Source organism: Paenibacillus sp. FSL P4-0176 (assembly GCF_037975265.1).
Taxonomy (GTDB): Bacteria; Bacillota; Bacilli; order Paenibacillales; family Paenibacillaceae; genus Paenibacillus; species Paenibacillus amylolyticus.
Genome location: NZ_CP150242.1, coordinates 7,133,509 through 7,154,933 on the forward strand (window position 1 = coordinate 7,133,509; position 21,425 = coordinate 7,154,933).

The 21,425-nt window shown below is 48.1% G+C and carries 12 protein-coding genes; 1 reads left to right on the forward strand and 11 read right to left on the reverse strand.

From position 1 onward, the window contains the following. Nucleotides 1–67: 67 nt before the first annotated feature. The 5 genes from MKY95_RS32520 to MKY95_RS32540 form a co-directional block, all read right to left on the reverse strand. Nucleotides 68–1,693: a rhamnogalacturonan lyase B N-terminal domain-containing protein gene (locus tag MKY95_RS32520; RefSeq protein WP_036611768.1), complete on the reverse strand. Its 1,626-nt coding sequence runs from the start codon at nucleotides 1,691–1,693 to the stop codon at nucleotides 68–70. A gap of 352 nt (nucleotides 1,694–2,045) precedes the next feature. After that, nucleotides 2,046–2,918, reverse strand: a complete 873-nt coding sequence (locus MKY95_RS32525; RefSeq protein ID WP_339196169.1) for an AraC family transcriptional regulator — start codon at nucleotides 2,916–2,918, stop codon at nucleotides 2,046–2,048. 169 nt (nucleotides 2,919–3,087) lie between these two features. Beyond that, on the reverse strand, nucleotides 3,088–5,196 hold the full coding sequence (locus MKY95_RS32530) for a TerD family protein (RefSeq protein WP_339196171.1): 2,109 nt from the start codon (nucleotides 5,194–5,196) through the stop codon (nucleotides 3,088–3,090). Between the two features lie 339 nt (nucleotides 5,197–5,535). After that, a complete protein-coding gene (locus MKY95_RS32535) occupies nucleotides 5,536–9,567 on the reverse strand; it encodes an S-layer homology domain-containing protein (RefSeq protein WP_339196173.1) in 4,032 nt (1,343 codons plus the stop codon). 181 nt (nucleotides 9,568–9,748) lie between these two features. After that, nucleotides 9,749–10,885 carry a response regulator gene (locus tag MKY95_RS32540; protein WP_339196175.1) on the reverse strand — a complete coding sequence of 379 codons (1,137 nt, stop codon included), beginning with the start codon at nucleotides 10,883–10,885 and terminating at the stop codon, nucleotides 9,749–9,751. A gap of 177 nt (nucleotides 10,886–11,062) precedes the next feature. On the opposite strand from MKY95_RS32540, the gene MKY95_RS32545 reads away from it, so the two are divergent. Continuing rightward, nucleotides 11,063–14,143: an ATP-binding protein gene (locus MKY95_RS32545; RefSeq protein WP_339196177.1), complete on the forward strand. Its 3,081-nt coding sequence runs from the start codon at nucleotides 11,063–11,065 to the stop codon at nucleotides 14,141–14,143. Nucleotides 14,144–14,390: 247 nt separating this feature from the next. On the opposite strand, the gene MKY95_RS32550 is transcribed toward MKY95_RS32545, so the two are convergent. From MKY95_RS32550 to nikA, 6 genes are all read right to left on the reverse strand, one after another. After that, nucleotides 14,391–15,896, reverse strand: coding sequence for a malate:quinone oxidoreductase (locus tag MKY95_RS32550; protein ID WP_076252082.1), 1,506 nt, complete (start codon nucleotides 15,894–15,896; stop codon nucleotides 14,391–14,393). A 379-nt stretch (nucleotides 15,897–16,275) separates the two neighbouring features. Further along, nucleotides 16,276–17,235: a dipeptide/oligopeptide/nickel ABC transporter ATP-binding protein gene (locus tag MKY95_RS32555; RefSeq protein ID WP_339196179.1), complete on the reverse strand. Its 960-nt coding sequence runs from the start codon at nucleotides 17,233–17,235 to the stop codon at nucleotides 16,276–16,278. Continuing rightward, entirely contained in the window at nucleotides 17,232–18,032 is an 801-nt protein-coding gene (locus MKY95_RS32560; RefSeq protein ID WP_339196181.1) for an ABC transporter ATP-binding protein, read from the reverse strand. The genes MKY95_RS32555 and MKY95_RS32560 overlap by 4 nt, the downstream gene beginning before the upstream one ends. Beyond that, nucleotides 18,029–18,883 carry a nickel transporter permease gene (gene nikC, locus MKY95_RS32565; RefSeq protein WP_036671814.1) on the reverse strand — a complete coding sequence of 285 codons (855 nt, stop codon included), beginning with the start codon at nucleotides 18,881–18,883 and terminating at the stop codon, nucleotides 18,029–18,031. Before nikC ends, MKY95_RS32560 begins: the two co-directional genes overlap by 4 nt. Beyond that, nucleotides 18,880–19,827 carry a nickel ABC transporter permease gene (gene nikB, locus MKY95_RS32570; protein WP_036671816.1) on the reverse strand — a complete coding sequence of 316 codons (948 nt, stop codon included), beginning with the start codon at nucleotides 19,825–19,827 and terminating at the stop codon, nucleotides 18,880–18,882. Before nikB ends, nikC begins: the two co-directional genes overlap by 4 nt. Next, nucleotides 19,827–21,377, reverse strand: coding sequence for a nickel ABC transporter substrate-binding protein (gene nikA / locus MKY95_RS32575; RefSeq protein ID WP_084650330.1), 1,551 nt, complete (start codon nucleotides 21,375–21,377; stop codon nucleotides 19,827–19,829). Before nikA ends, nikB begins: the two co-directional genes overlap by 1 nt. Nucleotides 21,378–21,425: the final 48 nt, after the last annotated feature.

Below are 21,425 nucleotides of genomic sequence, written 5' to 3' on the forward strand. Positions count from 1 at the left end.
CTGAACCTGGTTAAGAAAACCAGGCAGGCTACCTCCTATATTCCTTCCACTATATTGCATTCTTCATTCAATTCAGCAATTCAACACAATCGTAGACCCAGCCTGCACTTAACCAGTTACCCAAGTCACTAGAACCGCTGATCGGCGTAATCGTGATAGTATTGGATCCATTCACGAAGTAGGATGCTGGAACATTCCAGCTAAAGGTTGTGTTGTTCCCACGATACGTACCAATGGTGAAGCTACGAGAATTGGGCTGTGAAGATGCAGCAGGATTGGTTAACGCATGTCCATTAACCGTTACACTCGGTCTGCCATTATTGTAAGCTGCGGTAATACCGATGTTGAGCGTATGAGAAGATGCCGCTTGAGATGCATTCAAGTTAAACGTTATTGTGGTTGGAGAATTCTGACCACGGAACTGGATTGCCGGGAATCGATTGGTCGCGCTACCGGTGGCATAGGTGACAGGTCCCCAGCTTGGGTTGCGACTATCGGAAGGGTGACGGATCGGAATCGTCTGTCCATTCAGGAGCTCCCGTGGTGTACCATCCCAGTTACCGATTCGCCAGATGTTAGAGGCTTTACTTGGGTCATTGTTGATCGTACGTGTATTCAGTGTCGTCGTTTGTCCTGCCGTGACATTAACCGTTTCCGTATATACGGCCAGTTCTCCCTTATAGGCTGTCATAGTGTATGTGCCCGGGATCATGCTGTATTTGGCTGCCGCCCCACTTGAAGACGTCCCCACCCAATACTGGGCGTTGCTATTAGCGAACCCAATTGTGTATGCATAACCCGTATCCATCCCGGAGAGACCATTAAGCACAACGTTCCCCCGACTGGATACCCAACCCTGCAGATTCAGACCAGACATCCAGCTGAAGTCGGGCACACTTGGCGTACCTCCCGTTGTGAAGATCAAAGCGTACGGCCCATGCAGACCCAGGCGCCAATTCTCCGTCTGTGCATGTCCCGAGTTCATATAGTTATATACTTCCGTCTCGGTTCCACTTTGGAACTGGATGTCGCGGAAGAATGGACCACCAGAGCTTTTTTCCCGATTGCCGTAGGCCATAAATACACCGACGCCATTCCCCGTAACTCCACGAACGGATAAATCTTTGGCCTGATCATTACCATAATATTTGGAGGCACTCTGACCGTTTGCGAAACCAAATACATCCTGACTCTCGATTGCTCCTGTGTTACCTCGATTATTGGAATTCGCCGGAACACCTGTCAACACACTACCATTACCGCGGAAAATGTACCGCAGCTCCCCGATCGAAGGTTGAGCTGTGATATGCGTGGCCATGTATATGATGTTCTCCCCACCACGTGAAGCATAATAGTGAGTTAGTGTGCTTGTGGATACCGTGATTAACACGGTTGATCCTGAAGGAGAAGTATTCCAAGTCACATTGGCGGAGGAGCCCAAACCTGAGCCGATATGTGACCCTCTGTTGCTGTTCAGCTCCGTACCGTTCATTTTGGCCGAGATAATATCCCCATTGGTTTTGTTCACCACATAGACTAATCCTGATCCGGTGTTTACTTCAATTCTGGAGCCGTTATCCGTAACATTAATGGTTGCCGCGTGTCCGGTAGATGCAGGGTATACAACAGCTGTTGCGATCATAACGATGATTAAAAACAAACCAAGCGCCTTTCTCACTATACTTTTGGTCATGAGTAATTCCCTCCTTGGAACTCATTTAATAAAGCGCTTACATTATAATGTATAATAACTGACACTTCCGTCTCATATCGATATGTCTGCTATGTGAGCCTGTCCATAATCAATGGAATGTTATGTCTGCGTGCGTATAGAATAGAGTCATCACTTCATGTAAACCTGATCTCGCCACCCCCTTCTTAAATCACTCTTCTAAATACAAGTATTCTTACAATTCCAATAGAATAATACCATTATATTACATATATTTGCAATGAAAACGGCTCGAATATCCGATAGCAAATTCTGAAAACAAAAAACGCAGCTTCAAAAAGCTGCGCCCGCAGATACCAAGCTAGAGACAGTATCATCTCTTCCGAATAGGTATCCATATCTCACTTCTATATTGCTCTACAGTAACATCCTTGTGCTCATTCCATAACATTTCCGGGCCCTCACTCAGCTCATAGTCCGATGAAGGAAACCATTCCGCGTAGATCCGGCCCCACACCTCCTGAAGCGTACCAGGAAACGGACCCACCACGGTAAATACAGCCCACGTCGAAGCAGGAACCTCCAGGTGTTCCAGTCCTTTAGGCGTCTCTTTTGTCGTAGCTGCACCAATGTAATGATCCAGTTCTCCCTGTTCTGCCATCCGCCCCTCACTGAAATGGGCCGAAGCACTAATTAAGCCCAGAGGCTGGACGTTCGATGCCCCCTTAATCGTGTCGATCAATTCCGGTGTAAGACTCTGGTACATCGCAGCGTTCTCCGGATTAACCCCGTTGAATACGATTGGCACCCTTTTACGAATACCCACGATTCGAAACGCCTCTTTATCTTCAATACGGTAGTTCATTTCGCTTCCTCCTTGAATGGTCAGTTGAAATGTCATCCGTGGGAAGGCTTTAAGGGATGGGCCATGGTTTCGCGCTTCGGAGGGCGTAGTGCCATGCATGCTTTGAAATGCCCTAGTGAAAGAATCCGGCGATGCATACCCGTACTTCAGCGCAATATCAATGATTTTGCTGTCACTGTGGCTTAACTCCATGGCTGCAAGTGTCAAGCGGCGGCGTCGAATATATTCCGAGAGTGTTACACCACTAAGAAAAGAGAACATGCGTGTAAAATGATACTCCGAGCAGCAGGCAATCCGGGAAATCTCCTTCATGTCCACGACATCCATCAGATGCTCCTCAATATAATTCAAGGCTTCATTTAACCGCCTCAGCGTATCCATATCATCCCTCCCACGTTAATTTAAGCTTAGCAAAGTCATTCTCTTTGCATCCGACATTACCTGCACCATTCTGTAGGCTCTTTGCATTTAAACCAGAAAAAAAGAGCAGCATCAGCTACTCTTTTCTAACTTTGATATTCACATATCGCCAGTAGTCAGGTCAAACAGGTCAAACCAGATACTCCGCCATAATCTGCTCGATATCATAGGGTGTAATACCTTGATCCACCGAATAGATTGTATCCGCTTGATCTATTGTATCCACCAGTTCTCCTCTAGCTTTGGCGTGGAGCATGAACAAGTCGTGCAGATCGGGTTTGCGTAAATTCGTTAGTGCTTTACCCATCAGCACGATACCTTTCTGATTCCCCTCTACGTTATTGTAGTATTCCGGATATCTGGTCAGCGCCAGGTCTGTCCAGATGACGGTGCGTTCGACCAGATCCATAATGACAGGGATCGCAATCTGCGTATCCGCGGTAATATCGATTTTGTTCGCTACGGTAGACGGTTCGAAAATCTCGCCAGACCCCGGCTTCTTCCTCATCATCCACCCTACAAAACATTCCGGCAGATCACAATACGGATGACTGGTGAACGAAAGCAGGGTTGCCACCACATATCGTCCACCATAAGCCACGATGGATGGAATATGCAGATCAATGAACTCACTTGCTCCGTTAGGTGCAGTCACGACATCTCCGCTATGGACAGCCTTATAGTTAGAAGATCGCAGATTCGTATAGGAAATATGCTCCACATAGTTCCAGTCCTTATCGTACATCACCGCAGACAAGTCAATGTCCACGCGCCCTGTAGACTTTCCATCCACGTCCCCCTCTTTCCACCAGTTGAAGAAACGAATGGTATCACCCTCTGCCATCGGCACACGACTTCCACGAACGATGGTATGCAGAGCCTTGCTCGCCGATCTCTGGGAAAAGGGTACCAGATAATCATGAAGCTGTGGATCGACATAGGTCTTCCCAAGCGGGGAAAGGTTAGCGAATCGTTCTACCAGTGCCTGCTCGCACAAATGTACGACATCCTGACACGTCACTTCATCGATCTCTGGCAGCTCATTCGGAACAGCAAAAGCTTTGGCTACATTTCCTTTCGGGAAGAAGACACGCAGATCCTGCGGTTCATTACGGTGGGCAAAATGCTGTCTTACCTGCAATAACACCGGGGTAGATACTTGCTCCAGTACCTCACCAAATGCCAGCAGTACATACGCTTCATCTTCGGTCATCCGCAGCAAGTGATCCAATCTTCTCGCAAATTCACCTGGACGCTGTGACAACAGATCAATCAGACTCCAGACATTCCGATATTGGAAGGCAAGCTCCACACTTCCGTTGAAGGTCGAGTAAGGCTTATTATTACGCAAAATATCAAAGGCTTCTTCGCATCGCGGATACCGAAGCTTATATTCCGAAGGATGCAGAATTTCGCCAAGGCGAATCCAGCGATCTTTATAGCGGAGCATATCCTCCGTGATGGAGCCACATTGCTCCAATAATCCGAGCAAAAGGCGTCTCTCGCGGCGTTTGAATTTCCGGAAGGGAGAAGCCGCAGCGAGGCTGACATCACCATCGGACCAGGCAACAGCCAGACGGAGGACATCACTTGCCGTTTTGAAATACGGACCGATCCGGTCGATGTTTGCTTTTTCATGCTTCAACAGCGAGGCAATCACAAAGCCCACATTTTCTTTGAACGGAATCTCAGCGGGTAATAGCGCATCCACGTCTTCCGGGTCTGCATGCTCCAATACCGTGTCGATATCCGCCTTGTCTGTTTCCGAGATGGAACCTTTTGCTTCAATGATCTGACGGATGAGTGTCTGGAATGCTTGCTGGTTTCCCAAACCAATGACTTTCAAGTCCGTCTTCTCCAGCAAAGGCATTCGCTCCACAGATTGTTGATCCGGATAGACCACAGTCAGGTTGGTCAGATAATGAATAATCGCATTGAGATATAACTCGGCCTCATCCGCTTGCATCACCTGCATCGGGAATCCTGCATACATCGGTGTGTACTTCACATGTGCGCCGACCATGACTCTTAGATCAGCCACGAGTTGAATATATGTTGCTTCAAATTGTTCCTTGGACAGCTGCCGCATCGCCTGCATTAGCTCATCCGAGAAGGTATATCCGAGTGCTTCAATATTTTTGAGGGTAGTCGCCAGATATGTCTTCGGCAACTGTTGTTTCCCTTCGTTTGATTCGATAATGAGTTTGTTCGCTCTGCGCAAATAGATTGTATTGTTCATGATAAAAGAGTCCAGGAAAGCCACATCCCTATATAACGTGGAAGGTTAGGGTTAGAAGGAAGGAATGTGATAGCCTGGACGCCTCCTCTCTGAAATAAAATCTTCAGGAGAGCTGCGACCCTATGATCTCCAATGATTGTAGAAGGAAGGATCGCAATAGCCTGAAGGCCAGCAGTTCAAAGTTTGTCACCCGAACCTCTGGTGAACCCATCATCTCAGATTCCACGATCTGCCAACAGGGCGAAAGTATTACGACATGGATTTAAGAATTTAATAAAAATAGAAAAAAGCCTTTGCCGACCCCCAATGTCAGCAAAGGCTTTTCATTTTAGATTGTGTTTATTGATCAATCAAGTTTGTTACTTTCAACATTCTTGCAATCAATGCAGTAACCTCGGCACGAGTCATCGTGGTCTTTGGACTCAGCACCTCCGGCCCATTACCTTGGATGATTCCGGCTGCAATCAACTGGGCTACATCTTCTTTGGCCCAATTCGATACATCCGTTGCATCACTGTAACGTTCCAGTTCAGAGTTCATCTGATCCGGGCTGATTACCGCTTCCGGCTCAATCAGACGGTAGGCACGAGCAACCATAGCAAATCCTTGCTCACGTGTGATTTCCTGATTACCGTTGAAGTTCCCATTATCGTAACCGCGAACGATACCGAATTCATTTGCAAGGGCTACCGCAGAGCGGAACCATGCGGAATCGTTAACGTCAGGGAATAGATTCTGTGGTGCATCCTGACGCATTAAGCCCAGTCCAAGCACAACAATCTCGGCAAACTCAGAACGAGTAACCTGACGGTTCGGTGAGAATGTGTTATCTCCGTTACCTTGAAGATCTAATCTCGCAGCGATGTTGTTCACATCGGTTTTGCCCCAATGGGATCTGGCATCTTCAAAATCCTGCGGGTTCCAGATAACCGAGTAACTTCCGCTGCTACGCAAGTCATTAATGAGTGCGTAGTAACGACTACTGATCTTAGTGACAACCGTTGGTACATGGAAGATGCTACCGTCCGGATTAATGATTACGCCTGTAGTAATCCGGTTCGGATCGATACCTTCCGGAAGTGCAATATACTTCGGTGCATAACCGTTCAGCTGGCCGGATCGCACGGTCTGTCCATCTTTCGTAAACGTCAGATCCAGATCAACCGGTGTGACAAGTAGCTCGTATCCTTGGGATGCGGCTCTTGTCTCAGCGCTGTCAATCAAAGCATCCGAGGAACGTGCGATATCAACATGGACATCAATATCATTCAACGCTGCATTACCAAGCTTTCTGGACACACCATTCACGTCCATTTTACCACCAGGTACCGGATAGATTGCCAGCGGATTGCTAATGTTTAGTTTGGAACCTTGATCCACCAATTGTTTCAGTGTTTCCAGGGTTAAACCGTTCACCTTCATATCCCCATCATTCGGTGAATGAATGGCGAACTGCTGGCCTGTGCCTTGTGACATGGCAACATTCAGCTTGGCTGGATCAACTTGAACCAATGTTTCTTTGTTGTCAGATGGTTTGGATGTAGCAAATGGTTGATGGTTACCATCCCGAGTTGTTTCCAAATTATCCTTCACGGGTACCGGAGTTGGCGTTGGTACTGGCGCAGGTGTAGGTGCTGGTGCTGGTGTACTTCCGCCGTTACCTCCCGTATTTCCACCGCCGCCATTGTTGCCTCCACCATTGTTACCATTGTCACTGGATGCTCTAGTCACGTTGATTTTATACGCCGTAACATTTCCAAGTGAATCGGTTACTCTAACAACGATCTTATTTCCACCGACTTGGAGCGGTAGATTCTCACTTACAGTACCACTTGAAACCTCGTTCCATTCTCCATCTCCAACAGCTATTTCAATCTTCGCAAGTGGATCAAGTGCCGTTGGCGTGAGCTGGAATTGATATACGCTATTCGGCACAGAGATGGTGTACGTGTCTTTCGCCGGATCAAAAGCCGGAGACAATCTTCCCACGGAAGGGACCAGTGTTTGCAACGTAGACTCATCTGTACCAATTACTTTGGTAAGTCCCGTTCTAGCGTTAGTCAGATCCTGAAGTGCCTTGTCTACCTGCGCTTGATTCGCTGTCAGATCATTAAGCACTCGATTTGCTTCATTCATCGCATCTTTGAGTGCTTCCCAGCTCGCTGGTGTGTACGCTGACTCTTCCAGGCTTTCACCTGTAATTTCAGTTACTTTCGCTTGCAAAACTGATTTATCTACAACGGGTACAGATGTTGTAGGGATTAGGCCCGTTCTTGCATCTGTCAGATCCTGAAGTGCCTTATCTACCTGCGCTTGAGTCGCTGCCGGTTCATTCAACACTCGCTCTGCTTCATTCATCGCATCTTTGAGTGCTTCCCAGCTCTCTACCGTATATTCCGTTTCGGTTAGATTTTCACCCTTTATTCTATCATGTTCATTTTTCAGCACTGACGTGTCGACACCAGTACCAGGCTTTTTGGTAAGCCCCTTCCGGGCATCCACCAAATCCTGATAAGCCTTTTCTACTTGTTCCGGTGTTGCATTCTCGTCGTCGAACACGGATTCAGCAACTCCTAACGCTTCTTGCAGCGTTTGCCATGTTTCTGGTGTGTACTCCTCTTCGTCCAGTTCGCCTGATTCGATCTTACCGTTAATCTCATCGGCTTTAGCTTTCAACTTCGACTTATCAATAGCAACAACATAACTTTTCGAATTCGACTCTTCTGAATCAGAATAGGCAGGATTGTTCGTCTTCGCTGTTACTGTCACTTTGTAGGTGCCAACTTCTAGCGATGGTACCAATTGCGACAGGTTAAGCGCCGTTCCGGTTACTTCCTCCGTCCGCTTCGTGCCGTCTTCCAGTTCAATCGTTACTTCATATTTATCTGCATGCGCAACTGCTTCCCATGTCAACTCATCGTCGGTCAGTGTGACGTCCGGTACCGTCAAAGGAGTAGCAGCAGTTGCAATGGTAAAGTACGAGTTCGGACCAAAACTAGAGGTATTCAGGGTTAATTGGCCATTCTCAATTAAATGTAATGAGTTTGGATTACCAAATTTAGCATCATCGCTGATCACAACATATTGAGGCAACGCCGGGTTACCTCCCGTTTCGTCTACCTGAAGTGTAATCTGTGATTCAGTCCAGTTTGCTTTCTGTACCTTGTAGATACGCTCCATCCCAAGCATTTTTTTCTCATCTTTCGTAATCGGTGTTTTGAATTCAGTACTTGCTCCATTGTCACCAAACGTAAAGAAAGAAGAATCCTTTGAGAATTCATTTTTATTTGCAGAATTGGTATCCTCAACACTGTTGCCCAATGCAATCGTCAACGTAGATCCCAGTTCCTGCGCTTTGGCTTGTTTCTGCATCAATCCACTCTGATCATCTCGACCGATGCTTGTAATCCGATGGGTATAGACTGCGTTCTCCTGGGCATCCCAGATCGTAGCCATGTTTGAATCGACATATGAGTTGGCTTTCGTCTGATCAAGCGTATAGCCGTATTTGATCGCCAAATATGTGCTGACTTTTTGGCGTTCTGCGTCCGTAAGAGCATGATTGTATACGATAATTTCTTCAATCGTACCCTGCCAATGTTCAACACTTGCAGTTGCTGGAATAAGCTTACCGACTACTGCTCCACCAGAGTTGCCGGTATCCCAAGACTTGGGAACATCTTGTCCATATCCACCTGCACCTAGTTCCTGCACTATCTTCATTTTACTGTACAATCTAGCTATGTTAGATTCAGTATTCCCGCCTGTCCAAGTAACAAATTGCTCGTTCGGGAACGTGGTTCCTAGGAACCCGTCAGGAGTGTATAATGTCTGACTCCTGGTACTGTTAAATGTGGTCAAGCCACCTCTTGTGCCATTTTGAAGCATCCCTATACCGGTATAACCGGTCGTTTGTACTCCCCAGGAAATGATATACTTGATGCCTTCAGCTCTATCGGTTCTACTAACGGTAATGATCGATCTGGGGCTCTTCCCTTGAGGAAGCTTACTTACATCCAGATTCATAAAACTACTCGTGCCGTTATATTCCAATACCGGATTGAAATTGATATTATGATTTTTATCATCCCAATAGGTCGGTTGATTAGCTTCCGTACTTTGGGTTGCGTTGTTTATTTTACTGCCTTGATCTTCCCAGATACTCACCTTTTCGCCGCTGGCAACTCCGTTTACCCGCTCTGGTCGTAGCCATAGTGAAGGGGATCCAACTCCGCCCGGACCAACAGGAGTCTGGTTAGTCGCATCCGCTTGAGCCAAACTCATGGGCAACGTTCCAATCGCCAGAATAAAGGAAAGAACCAGCATGGACATTCTTTGCCATGGTTTCTTCCGGATTTTTGCTGTGTACATAGGTTCCTCCTACTTAACATGTTATTTTTTTTGGACTGCTTACTGACTCAAAACATCATATCTACCCTCATCTTGCTTATTCTACACATGGCCTCTTACCAAACTCTTACCAAACCTTTCACTAGCAAATACAACAAAAAAACAGCCTTGCAAATGAAGCTGCAAGGCTGTATATTTCCAATTAACTATTCGAATTTTTCCATTGTTGGTACCATAACTCAACTTCCAGGCCAGGACGTATACCTGCCTCTTGTTCTAAAGCGATAACCAACTGATTATATTGAGCGACCACAGGATCTTTATTGCCTAATCGATCGTAGGTCTTCATTAAGGCCAGTCCGACTTCCTCCAATGATGGTTCGAATTGCTGTACCCGGTAATATAGCGTTAGTGCTTCCGTATTCTGTCCCAGTTCGATGTAATATTGTGCAAGTTGCATGGCATGATTACGCCATAGTGCATGCAAGCGCTGACGCTCCAGTTCAGCCCATACGTAATCGTCCTCACCATAATATTTGCCTTCATATTGATCTGAGGTCTGCCGATGTTCAGTTATTGTAGACGAAGATAATAGAGGCAATCGGTTAAGACGACTCTCCCATTCTTCCGCATCAATCCTAAATTCACCCGTTTCCAATAGATAACCAAACTGTTGATAACGAATGACCATCTTGTCCTCACCCATGAATTCGTTCATCATGCTGCGTAAGCGATGGATCCCACTGTGCAGATTGGATATACCTCTCCGCTCATCCAACTCTGGCCACAACAGTTCAAGTAACGTATCCCGCTTAATCGGTTTGTTCCGATGGTGGAGCAAATAGGCGAATAACTCTCTAATCTTGGTTGTTCTGAACTTCATATGTTTTGGCGGCTCATTTGGGTGCACTTGGACTTGGAGCATCCCCAGACAACGGATCAACATGGATGGCCCTTCTGTTATATTCAGACTTGCTGACACCGTTCGGCGTTGATACATCTTCATCGTTTTTTCCAAACGGTCACGCGTTACAGGCTTCATAATATAGTCCAGCACTTCAAGCCCATAGGCTGTCAGTGCATGTTCGTTATATGCGGTTGTGAAAATAACTTCTGTTCCAGGAGAAACCTCATGGATACGTTCGGTCGCCTCGATCCCGTTCATCCCCGGCATTTGAACGTCCATGAAGACGATTTCCGGCAGATGAATTTCGATCTGATCTATGGCTTCCTGTGCCGTCAGAAAAGAGCCGATAACTTCGCAATCCTCTCTCTCTTGCAACAGTTTGTTCAACCTGCTCAGAGCGAGATATTCATCATCTACCAAAATCACTCTCATATGCACAACTCCTCTGGCTCACTGATCACCCTTTAATCTATAATTTTACCATAAATCCTGACGTGGGACCGCTATCATTTAAATATAGAATCTATGTTCCGGTATTCAAAAAAATGTTCATCTTTGGCAGAGGGCATGCAGGAATTTGAAGTAAACTGTCGAAAACTAAAGTCTGCCATGAAACCAATAACCTATAAAAAGATACCCCGATATGTAGTGCTGTCGATTCTATTCCTGACTATTTTGCTTGGCTTTCGCTGGATATGGTCCGAGACTTTCACTATACCCGCACATCCTGAACCCATTGAAGGCTTGTTAGACCTTCGAGGCTGGGACCTCGCCAACACTTCACCCATATCCCTGGATGGAGAATGGGAGTTTTATCCCCAGACGTTAATCTCTAATCGTGACGCGAAAATAGCGGATAACCCATCCACACCGATTCAAGTTCCCGGTGACTGGCGTGATGCATTACCACAATCCTCATCGTCGTTTGGATATGGGACATACCATCTTCGCATACTTTTAGATCCATCTGTGGAGGAAGTCTCTCTCTGGGCTCAGAAAATCCAGACATCATCGATTATCGAGATGAACGGGACCATTGTTGCCGAATTCGGCCAACCTGCCACTCATGCCGAAGCCTATCGACCAGAAAGGACTGCATTTACAACTTCCTATGTGCTTGACGGTTCTACCGAACTCAATCTTTTGGTGCAGACAGCCAATTTTGACGATCCTTATAGCGGAGGGATCACACGCTCTCTCTATTTTGGTTCTCCAGAAGCCATTGGAAGTGAACGAGGACTATCCATTGACTTGCAAAAGATTACATTCGCTATACTGCTTTTGCACAGCCTATACGCTTTTGTCATGTTTCTGTTTATCCGGAAGGAACGAGCTCTGCTGACGTTCTCGATGCTAACACTGGTAGCTGCCCTAACGGTCGCTTCCGACCATGACAATCTGTTATTAAGTTGGATTCCACTCAACTTCACTTGGATCGTTAAGGCCAAAGCGTTGTCCTATCCGTTGTTCGCATTCTTTCTTTTACAAATGGCTAAAAGTTTCTCCCATAGTCTACAATGGCGTAAACTGTTCCGCATCTATGCCAGCGTGCTTGGCGTTTACTGTTTATTTTTGCTAGTCGCACCAGTGACCCTGATCTATCATGTACTTGAGATTGGGCTCTCTGATTTCCTTTATCTGTTTGCCATCGGCTGGTCTGTGTACCTATTCTTCCGAATGGCAGCCGAGAAACGAAGGGACGCAAGCTTTTTGCTCTTTGCGGCTACTAGCAGCCTATCAAGCGTGTTATGGGGAATTGTGAACTCACATAGCGAAATTACCAACGTGTATTATCCGATCGATGTGATTGCGGCCATGTTTGGCTTCTCCGCCTATTGGTTCAGAAAATACTTCCGCAATTCAAGTGAGATCGAGAAGTTGTACGAACAGCTCAAAGAGGAGGATCGCCAGAAGGATCAGTTTCTTGTGAATACGGCTCATGAATTGCGTACACCGCTACACGGGATCATCAATATCGCCGAGAGCATCGCGGTTCGTGAACGTCGTAAATCAGGTGGGCAACAGGCAGAAGACATGAAGCTGTTAGTTACCATCGGCCGACGCATGTCCCAACTGGTGGATGACCTCCTTGATGTCATTCGTTTGAAAGAAAAACGTATTACGCTTCAGAAGAAACCTTTATCTCTTGCCTCTGTCATTCCAGGCGTGATCGGTATGTTCCGATTCATGGCAGAGGGGAAGCCCATCCATATGAAGGTGGATATTCCAGAATCACTGCCGTTGATTCAAGCCGATGAGAGAAGACTTGTTCAGGTGCTCTACAACCTGTTGCATAATGCACTCAAATTTACCGATGAGGGTACAATTACCGTGTCCGTTCGGGAACATGGAGAGTACGTCTTGATTCAAGTTTCAGATACAGGTGTTGGTATGAGTGAGGAGATACAACAGCGAATATTCGAGGCGTATGAACAAGGGACCCCAGAGGCCCGTTTAAGCGGAGGAATCGGCCTCGGTCTCAATATCAGCAGGCAGCTCACCGAACTCCATGGCGGCCAACTCACCGTGCAATCCGTACCTGGGCAAGGATCGACCTTCCAGATCTCGCTTCCACGGGAAGACACCGCATCGTTATCGGACCAGACTGAGCAGCAATGGGACGCTCACAGCTTCGATGAAATTGCGATTGCAGAGCCGCAGCAGCAGACCGTCTCTCAAGATAAGACTGCCGCAAGAATTCTTGCCGTCGATGATGATCCTGTAAACCTGCGAGTACTGATCTCCATGCTTGCGAATGAACCGTATCATATTCAACCCGCGGCCTCGGCGCTTGAGGCACTTGAATTATTGGATAAGGAGCCTTGGGACTTACTGATTGCCGATGTCATGATGCCTCATATGTCCGGTTATGAACTGACCGAGAACGTACGCAAGCGTTATTCGGTATCCGAGCTTCCCATCCTGTTGCTGACGGCCCGTAACGAGCCAGCGGATGTATACGCCGGATTCATGGCCGGTGCTACGGACTATGTCACCAAGCCCGTGGATGCCGTTGAATTAAGGCATCGCATCGGGTCTCTGATCGTACTGAAACAATCCATTGATGAGCGACTGCGCATGGAGGCTGCTTACTTACAAGCACAGATTCAGCCCCATTTTCTTTTTAATACGCTCAATTCAATCATGGTTCTTAGTGAGATGGACACGGAGCGAATGCAGAAACTGGGCGATGCTTTTATCGAGTACCTTCAGACCAGTTTTCATTTTGTTAATTCGGAGAAAATGGTTGAGGTCACTCATGAGTTGGATCTCTCCCGCGCCTATCTCTACATTGAGAAAGAACGATTCATGAATCGGTTGAACGTCATCTGGGATATTCCCGATGATCTTGATCTATCCTTGCCGCCACTCACCATTCAACCGCTCATTGAGAATGCTGTTCGACATGGTATTCTCAGCAAAGTGGAGGGTGGAACCGTGCATATCCGAATCATCAACCAAACAGCGTCCACCCTGATCGAAATCGAGGATGACGGTGTGGGGATGCAGCCCGAGCAGATCGAACGGGCACTAGCGTGGCCCAAGAAAGGTCCCGGTGGAACTGGAGGCATTGGATTAACCAATACACATCGCCGGTTGACCCAGATGTACGGACAAGGTTTGACCATCGTCAGCTCGCCGGGCCAAGGTACGAAAGTTTCCTTTGTCATCCCTTTGGACCGCAGTTGAGAGCCTGAGCATTAAGATCGTTCTATAACTCTACAGCGGCATATTATTCGATCCATATCCGTTTGCTCTGTGTAAGGTCTACGGGGAGCGCTGTGATAGCGGATATGTTCAAGTTCAAGTTCAAGTTCAAGTTCAAGTTCAGGTTCTGACATACCAAATAAACCAAAAGAGAGCTAAGCACGGGTTTCGACCCGGCTTAGCTCTCTTTTCTATGACTTCATTATGATCTAACACAATAAGCTAAACGTTATACGTGCAGGACATGTTTTTCATCCGATAATCCCAGTGCCTTGGCTGTTGAAGAATGAACCTCTTTGAGAAGATCCAAGTTCTCCACAAGGGATATGCCGTAGGAAGGAATCATTTCCTTGATCTTTGGCTCCCATGCCTCCATATGCTGCGGGAAACACCGCTGAAGAATCTCAAGCATGACCTGAACGGCAGTGGATGCACCCGGTGATGCACCTAACAGAGCCGCAATCGTTCCATCTGCAGACGTGACCACTTCCGTACCAAATTGGAGCGTACCCTTGCCACCCTGAACGGTATCCTTGATCACCTGCACACGCTGCCCCGCCAGAACCATATCCCAATCCTCGCTCTTCGCACCCGGAACAAAGTCACGCAATTCTGCCATACGTTGTTCTTTGGATAACATCAGTTGTTGGATCAGGTACTTGGTCAAAGAGATTTCTTTGACACCTGCTGCGAGCATCGTAAGCAGATTATGCATCTTAACAGACGTGATTAAGTCGGCATTGGAACCCGTCTTCAGGAACTTCGGTGAGAATCCCGCAAACGGTCCAAATAACAGCGACTTTTTATTGTCGATAAATCGAGTATCCAGATGCGGAACCGACATCGGCGGAGCTCCTACCGAAGCTTTGCCATATACTTTGGCGTGATGCTGTTCCACGACTTTTTGATTTTTGCACACCATAAAGATCCCACTGACCGGGAATCCGCCGATATGTTTACCTTCCGGAATGCCCGTCTTCTGGAGCAAATGTAGACTTCCGCCGCCCGCGCCGATGAAGACAAATTTTGCCTTATGGCGTTCAACTGCACCACTCTTCAGGTTTTTCACGGATAATTCCCATTGTCCATCACTGGTGCGTTTCATATTCTTCACGCTATGTTGGTAGTGGACGCCCACTTGTTGTTCCTTCAAATGTTTGATCAGCATACGCGTTAAAGCACCAAAGTTAACGTCCGTACCGGAGTCAATTTTGGTCGCTGCAACAGGTTCATTACTGGTACGATCTTTCATCATCAGCGGCATCCATTTCGCCAGCTCTTTCTTGTCATCCGAGAATTCCATGCCTGCGAACAACGGGTGATTCGACAAGGAGTCATAACGTCTTTTCAAAAACTGGACATTGCTCTCTCCATGTACATAACTCAAATGAGGAATCGGCATGATGAAGTCCCGCGGATTACGAATCAGACGGCTATTGACAAGATAGGACCAAAATTGCTTTGAGATCTGAAATTGTTCATTCACTTTAATCGCTTTGCTAATATCTACGGTTCCGTCTGGTCGTTCAACGGTATAGTTAAGTTCGCACAATGCAGCATGCCCGGTTCCGGCATTATTCCATTCGTTGGAGCTTTCCTCTCCTGCAGTGGCTAGCTTTTCGAAAACCTTAATATTCCAGTCTGGTGCCAATTCTTTTAGCAAAGTTCCCAAAGTTGCACTCATAATTCCGGCACCAATCAAGATAACATCTGTACTCGTTTGTCCCTGGCTCATGTCTACCGTCCTTATATCCTATATTTGCCAAAAGGATGTAAGCGTTATCGATTTGGCATTTGCAGCAAGCCCATTCTTGAACGGGATCGCACCTTCTCTGAATGATTATAACCTTGATCTAGTGTATCAATAATATAGAGCAATTTAAATATGCAATTTCAAGATATTTGCTATTCCATCAGTATACGCTAGTTTACATCGGAACGTTAGCCCGGTTATAGGCCTGAAAGATATATTTGTTCAAAACAAAGAAAGGAACCCGGTTTTAGGGGGACTTTGGATGATCAAATGGATGCACTAAAAGCCGCTCTCGAATCTCTTCGTAAGGCGGCTTCATATATAAATTAACGATTACCACCCCCGGCGTCTCCGGGAGTACTCAGAAGATTGAAATCAATTCCTTTGTATAGGGATGGCGTTCTTCAGCGAACAACGCATCTGCACCAAAGCGGTCAACGATCTGACCTTCCCGCATAACGATGATGCGCTGGCTCATGCGATGTACCGCGGCCAAGTCATGCGAGATGAACACGTATGACAGACCAAGCGACGTTCGGAGATCGGTGAGCAACTGCAAAACTGCTCCTTGCGAGATCACGTCCAGGCTGGCCGTTGGTTCATCCAGAACAACAACGTCCGGTTCAATGCCAATAGCACGTGCAATCGTGACGCGCTGACGCTGTCCACCACTTAGCTCATGGGGGTAACGTCCAGCCAAATCGCTAGGAAGCTCCACCGCTTCAAGCAACTTTTGGACGTAAGCCTCCTTCGACGTATAGGTAAAGTGGGACAGCTCGGCGTTCCGTCCAAGTTGTTCGTACGGATCAATCAGCGAATCAGCAATCTTGAGCTTCGGGTTTAGTGCAGCCATTGGATTCTGGAAAACAATCTGAATCTTCCGGCGATGAGGTCGCAACCGTCGGCCGCTCAGCCGTGCAATATCCTGTCCACCCAGTGTAATCGAGCCTGTATCTGCATCCTCAATCCGTAGCAGACAGCGGGCGAGCGTACTCTTGCCGCACCCGCTCTCGCCAACTAGGCCAAGACATTCGCCGTGGTTCAGGGTGAAGGAAATATCGTTCACAGCCGGTCGGTCTGCACCCGCATACGTTCGGCTCAGTTGTTCCACGTGAAGCACAGGATTGCCAAGGGTGCTGAGCGATGAAGCATTGTCTGAACCGGCATTATCTGTATCCGCATGATCTGAATTTGTAGTATTTTTGACTGCATTGTCTGTGTCTGCATGGTTTACCTCTTTTACAAAATCGTGGCTTCGCACACCAGATTCTTCTTCGGACTGCACAAGTCCACGGCGTTCAGCATCTGTGGTTTTCTTCATTCCGTTCCTGCCTCCTTCAATCCCGACTTCAGTGAGCGACTCAGAACGGGGGCCGCATCAATTAGCTGGCGCGTATATTCATGCTGGGGATGGTCAAGAATGCGATGTTTCCCGCCAGATTCGACGATCTGCCCTTCCTTCATCACAGCCAAGCGGTTGGCATAGCGACGTACATGGCGCCAATCATGTGTGATAAACAGAATGGCACATCCCGTCTCCGCTTGTTTGCGTGCCAGCAGTTCCAACACGCGATGCCCAGACACACTATCGAGTGCCGTCGTTGCCTCGTCTGCAATTAGCAGACGAGGAGACAGCATCAGCGAGGTGGCAATCGAGGCCCGCTGAAGCTGTCCACCGCTCAACTGGAACGGATAGCGGCGCAGCAATTCAGCGCCAAGGCCAACCGATTCCAGCGCTTCCTCCGCTCGTTTCTTGCGGATGGCAGAAGACTTTTCTCCATGTACCTTCTGGTATTCATCAAAGTGCCCACCAATGCTGCGAAAGGGCGTAAATGCTCCCTGATAGTCTTGAAAAATATATGAGATGCGGCTTCCCCGCAGGGCGCGCATCTCCTTTGGCTTCCGTTCGAGCAGGTTGCTACCTTCGAACATGACTCGCCCCGACGCATGCAAGTTGGGCGGCAGCAGACGACCAATCGCTTGCGAGAGCAAGCTTTTGCCACTACCACTCTGTCCAACCAATGCCATGAACTCGCCTTCGCGAACAGCCAGAGAGACTTGATTTACAATCGTACGATCCCGACTGGAGATGCTCAGTTCCTCAATGGAGAGAATCATGGCTGCACCTCCTTCTTCACGTCAAACCGGTCTCTTAGATAGTCGCCCAGCATGTTGGCAAGCAGCACTACCGAGACAATGGCAAGACCCGGATAGATCATCAGCTCCGGCCGAGACTGGAAGTAAGGCCGTGAGTCGTTCAGCATCGCACCCCATTCAGGTGTTGGCGGCTGTGCGCCAAGGCCGATGTAGGACAACGAAGAGATGAGCAGGATGATTTTGCCCAGATCAAGACTGGCCAGCACGAGCACATGGCCTGCGATATGTGGAAGCAGATGTTTTCTCATGATACGACCATCCGACAATCCGTTGGTACGGGCAATCCGAATGTAATCCTTTTGTGACTCCGATAAAACCGTACTTCGAACGAGACGCGCATAGCTGACCCACTTTACGATCACAATCGCCAATACCAGATTACCGATTCCCGCGCCAAGCAAGCCACTTAGCACAATCGCCACGATGGTATCAGGGAAAGCGAGAAAAGCATCAGCGATGCGCATGAACAGCTTATCGACCCAGCCACGTTTGTATCCTGCTATCAGTCCAAAAGGAATACCGATCAGCAGTGCAGCACCGAGTGCCAGCAAGCTATAACCAAGCGTTTGGCCGCCACCAAGCAACAGACGTGTCAGTACATCGCGGCCCAGATGGTCGGTGCCGAACGGATGGAGAGCACTTGCACCCTGCAATCGTCCGCGCAGATCGGTTAAGGTATGATCATGCTTCAGAACTAAAAAGGCATACAAGGAGGCCGCGATGACCAGCAGGGCAAATAGCAGACCAATGATCGCCTGCCAGCTATGTTTTTTAGATTTTGTAGTTGGAATGGGTAGGGGTATGGTTTTCATCGGTGGGCCTCCTTTTCCTTGAGTTTCATTTCGGGATTCAAATAACGGTACGACAGATCAACCGCCGTATTCACGAGGAATACCACGATGGCCATGATCAGAATGTAACCCTGAATCAGTGGATAATCACGCTGGCGGATGGCGTCGACGACAAGCTTGCCAATACCCGGATAAGCGAACAACACTTCAATTACAACAACTCCGCCAATCAGGCTACCGAGACTGACGCCGAATACTGTAATGACAGGCGGCAGACTGTGCCGGAAGGCGTGAAGCATGAAGATCCGGCCTTCGGATAACCCTCTTGCCCGGGCGGATCGAACGAACTCCTGGCTAAGAGAATCTAGCAGGCTGGAACGCAAAAGACGCACATAAACGCTGGAGATGGCAAGTCCCAGCGTCAGAGATGGCAGAATAAGCGAGGTGAATCCATCCCGGCCCATGGTTGGCAGATTGCCGAAGCGTACGCCGAACATGTCGATCAGGATTAGACCCAGCCAGAAACTTGGCACCGCCGCACCCACAATGGAGAGCATCCGGCTGCCGCGGTCAATCCAACTGCCACGATGGAGTGCAGATAGCGAGCCGAGCGGGATAGCTATAACAAGCATGACCAGCAGTGCGCCAATCGTCAGTTCAGCCGTAGCAGGCAGCGCACGCAGCAGGGTCTGCATAACTGGCTGGCCTGTTGAATACGATACGCCGAAGTCGAGACGAACAAAATCGAGCAACCAGTTGCCGAACTGGACAGGAAGCGAATCATTGAATCCCATCTCCTCGCGTACAGCTTCGACCTGCTCCTGACTAACAGACAGTTCGTCCACATTCAGGATCGTCAGCACGGGATCACCCGGAGCCAGACGAATGAACAGGAAGCTCACAAACATAATGAACAACAGAAAGATAAATACTTCAAGGAACTTCCGAAGCAAAATGCGAAACATTACATCACATCCAGCTTATTGGTAATCATGTAATATTCACTGCGAGTGGTAACCCAGTTCTTGATCTTCTTGCCGTTGTAGGCAACGATCGTACCTGGATGCAGCACGAATGAATTCAGTACGTTATCATGCACATAGTTGGCTGCCTTCTCGGCAAGCTCTGCGCGCTTCTCCGGTGCAACTGTGAGATTCAGTTCGTCGATGATCTTGGTCAGCTCTGGATCTTCCGATCCGCTGAAATTAAGGGCACCCTTCGGATGGTATGTTGCATTCAGGTAATAACCAGCATCTCCACGAGGGGCCGTCAAATTACTGTACGTTGCAATATCCCAGTCGCGATTAGACGCCATATAATCTTCTGGCGTGTCAATCTGACGAATCTGTACGTCGATACCGATCTTCTTCGCATCAGACTGGAACACTTGAGCGATCAGTGGTAGATCGGCACGAGCTGAATATGTCAGCAACGTCAGCTGCAATGGTTTGCCATCCTTGGTCATCACGCCGTTTTGCTGCGTGTACCCTGCTTCGTTGAGATATTTTACAGCGACATCAGCTCCGGATTCCGTTGCTGTATCCGTATAGGTTGGTGCAAATGGCAGCGATGGCAGGAACGGCCCGATGGCTGCTTCGCCATAGCCGAGCAGGATCGTGTCCACGATACCCTGACGATCAATCAGCGCGTCCAGCGCACGACGAACATTAAGGTCCTTCATACTCTCCCGCTGCATGTTCATCGTTAGCTGATGCACGCGGAATGTCGATGTGGACTCAACCTTCATGCCGTCCATCGCTTTGAGCGATTCGAGGCTTTCGACTTCCGGACGGTATACGATATCTACCTGCCCAGATTTGAGCGCTAGTGTACGGGCATTGGCATCTTCATTGAATGAGAACGTGATGGAATCCAGAGGCGATGCTCCATCCCAATATTCATCATAGCGATCCAGTTGCAGCTTGCTGCCTGGGGTAAAAGAGGTCAGTTTGAACGGGCCCGTACCAATGGGCTTGTTCACAATGTCCGGCTCACTCACGTCGATAATCGCCGTGTTGGGGTTCACCAGTTCCGAAGCGAACTCCGGGAACGGCTGAGTTGTAGTGATCTCCAATTTGTCGCCCTCGGCTTCAATCGTATCAATCTTCAGCGCGTTCTGGATGGCTACATTCTCTTCCAGTGCCCGCTCAAGGGATGCCTTAACGGATTCACCCGTCATTGGCTTGCCGTTCTGGAATGTCACATCATCTCGCAGGTCGATCGTCCAATGCTGCCCATCTTCGCTCTCCCAGCTCTCGGCGAGCCATGGAGCAACCGTCAAGTTCTCTTCATCGAGACGAACCAGCGTTTCCGTAATGCCCGCGCGCAGCGGCACATAGCTGGAATCCACATGTGGATCTAGCGAACTGGTGGAGAAGTTATATAGGAAGTGAACATTTTTATTATCGGTGGATGGTTGCGCAGCGGGACTGGACTCAGATGATCCGCAGGCGCTCAACAGTCCAGCGCTCAAGGCCAAGGAGACCAGCGCTAGCAGTGGCGTTTTTTTATTCAAGGTAATGCCCCTCTCTCTTAATCGTAATCATTATGATCTAAACAATGA

Bases quoted from the DNA above. Each gene is read 5' to 3' on its own strand.
- MKY95_RS32555 (WP_339196179.1), bottom strand. From the start codon at position 17,235: ATGAAGAAAACCACAGATGCTGAACGCCGTGGACTTGTGCAGTCCGAA.
- nikB (WP_036671816.1), bottom strand. From the start codon at position 19,827: ATGTTTCGCATTTTGCTTCGGAAGTTCCTTGAAGTATTTATCTTTCTG.
- MKY95_RS32525 (WP_339196169.1), bottom strand. From the start codon at position 2,918: ATGGATACGCTGAGGCGGTTAAATGAAGCCTTGAATTATATTGAGGAG.
- MKY95_RS32560 (WP_339196181.1), bottom strand. From the start codon at position 18,032: ATGATTCTCTCCATTGAGGAACTGAGCATCTCCAGTCGGGATCGTACG.
- MKY95_RS32520 (WP_036611768.1), bottom strand. From the start codon at position 1,693: ATGACCAAAAGTATAGTGAGAAAGGCGCTTGGTTTGTTTTTAATCATC.
- MKY95_RS32545 (WP_339196177.1), top strand. From the start codon at position 11,063: ATGAAACCAATAACCTATAAAAAGATACCCCGATATGTAGTGCTGTCG.
- MKY95_RS32530 (WP_339196171.1), bottom strand. From the start codon at position 5,196: ATGAACAATACAATCTATTTGCGCAGAGCGAACAAACTCATTATCGAA.
- MKY95_RS32535 (WP_339196173.1), bottom strand. From the start codon at position 9,567: ATGTACACAGCAAAAATCCGGAAGAAACCATGGCAAAGAATGTCCATG.
- MKY95_RS32550 (WP_076252082.1), bottom strand. From the start codon at position 15,896: ATGAGCCAGGGACAAACGAGTACAGATGTTATCTTGATTGGTGCCGGA.
- nikC (WP_036671814.1), bottom strand. From the start codon at position 18,883: ATGAAAACCATACCCCTACCCATTCCAACTACAAAATCTAAAAAACAT.
- MKY95_RS32540 (WP_339196175.1), bottom strand. From the start codon at position 10,885: ATGAGAGTGATTTTGGTAGATGATGAATATCTCGCTCTGAGCAGGTTG.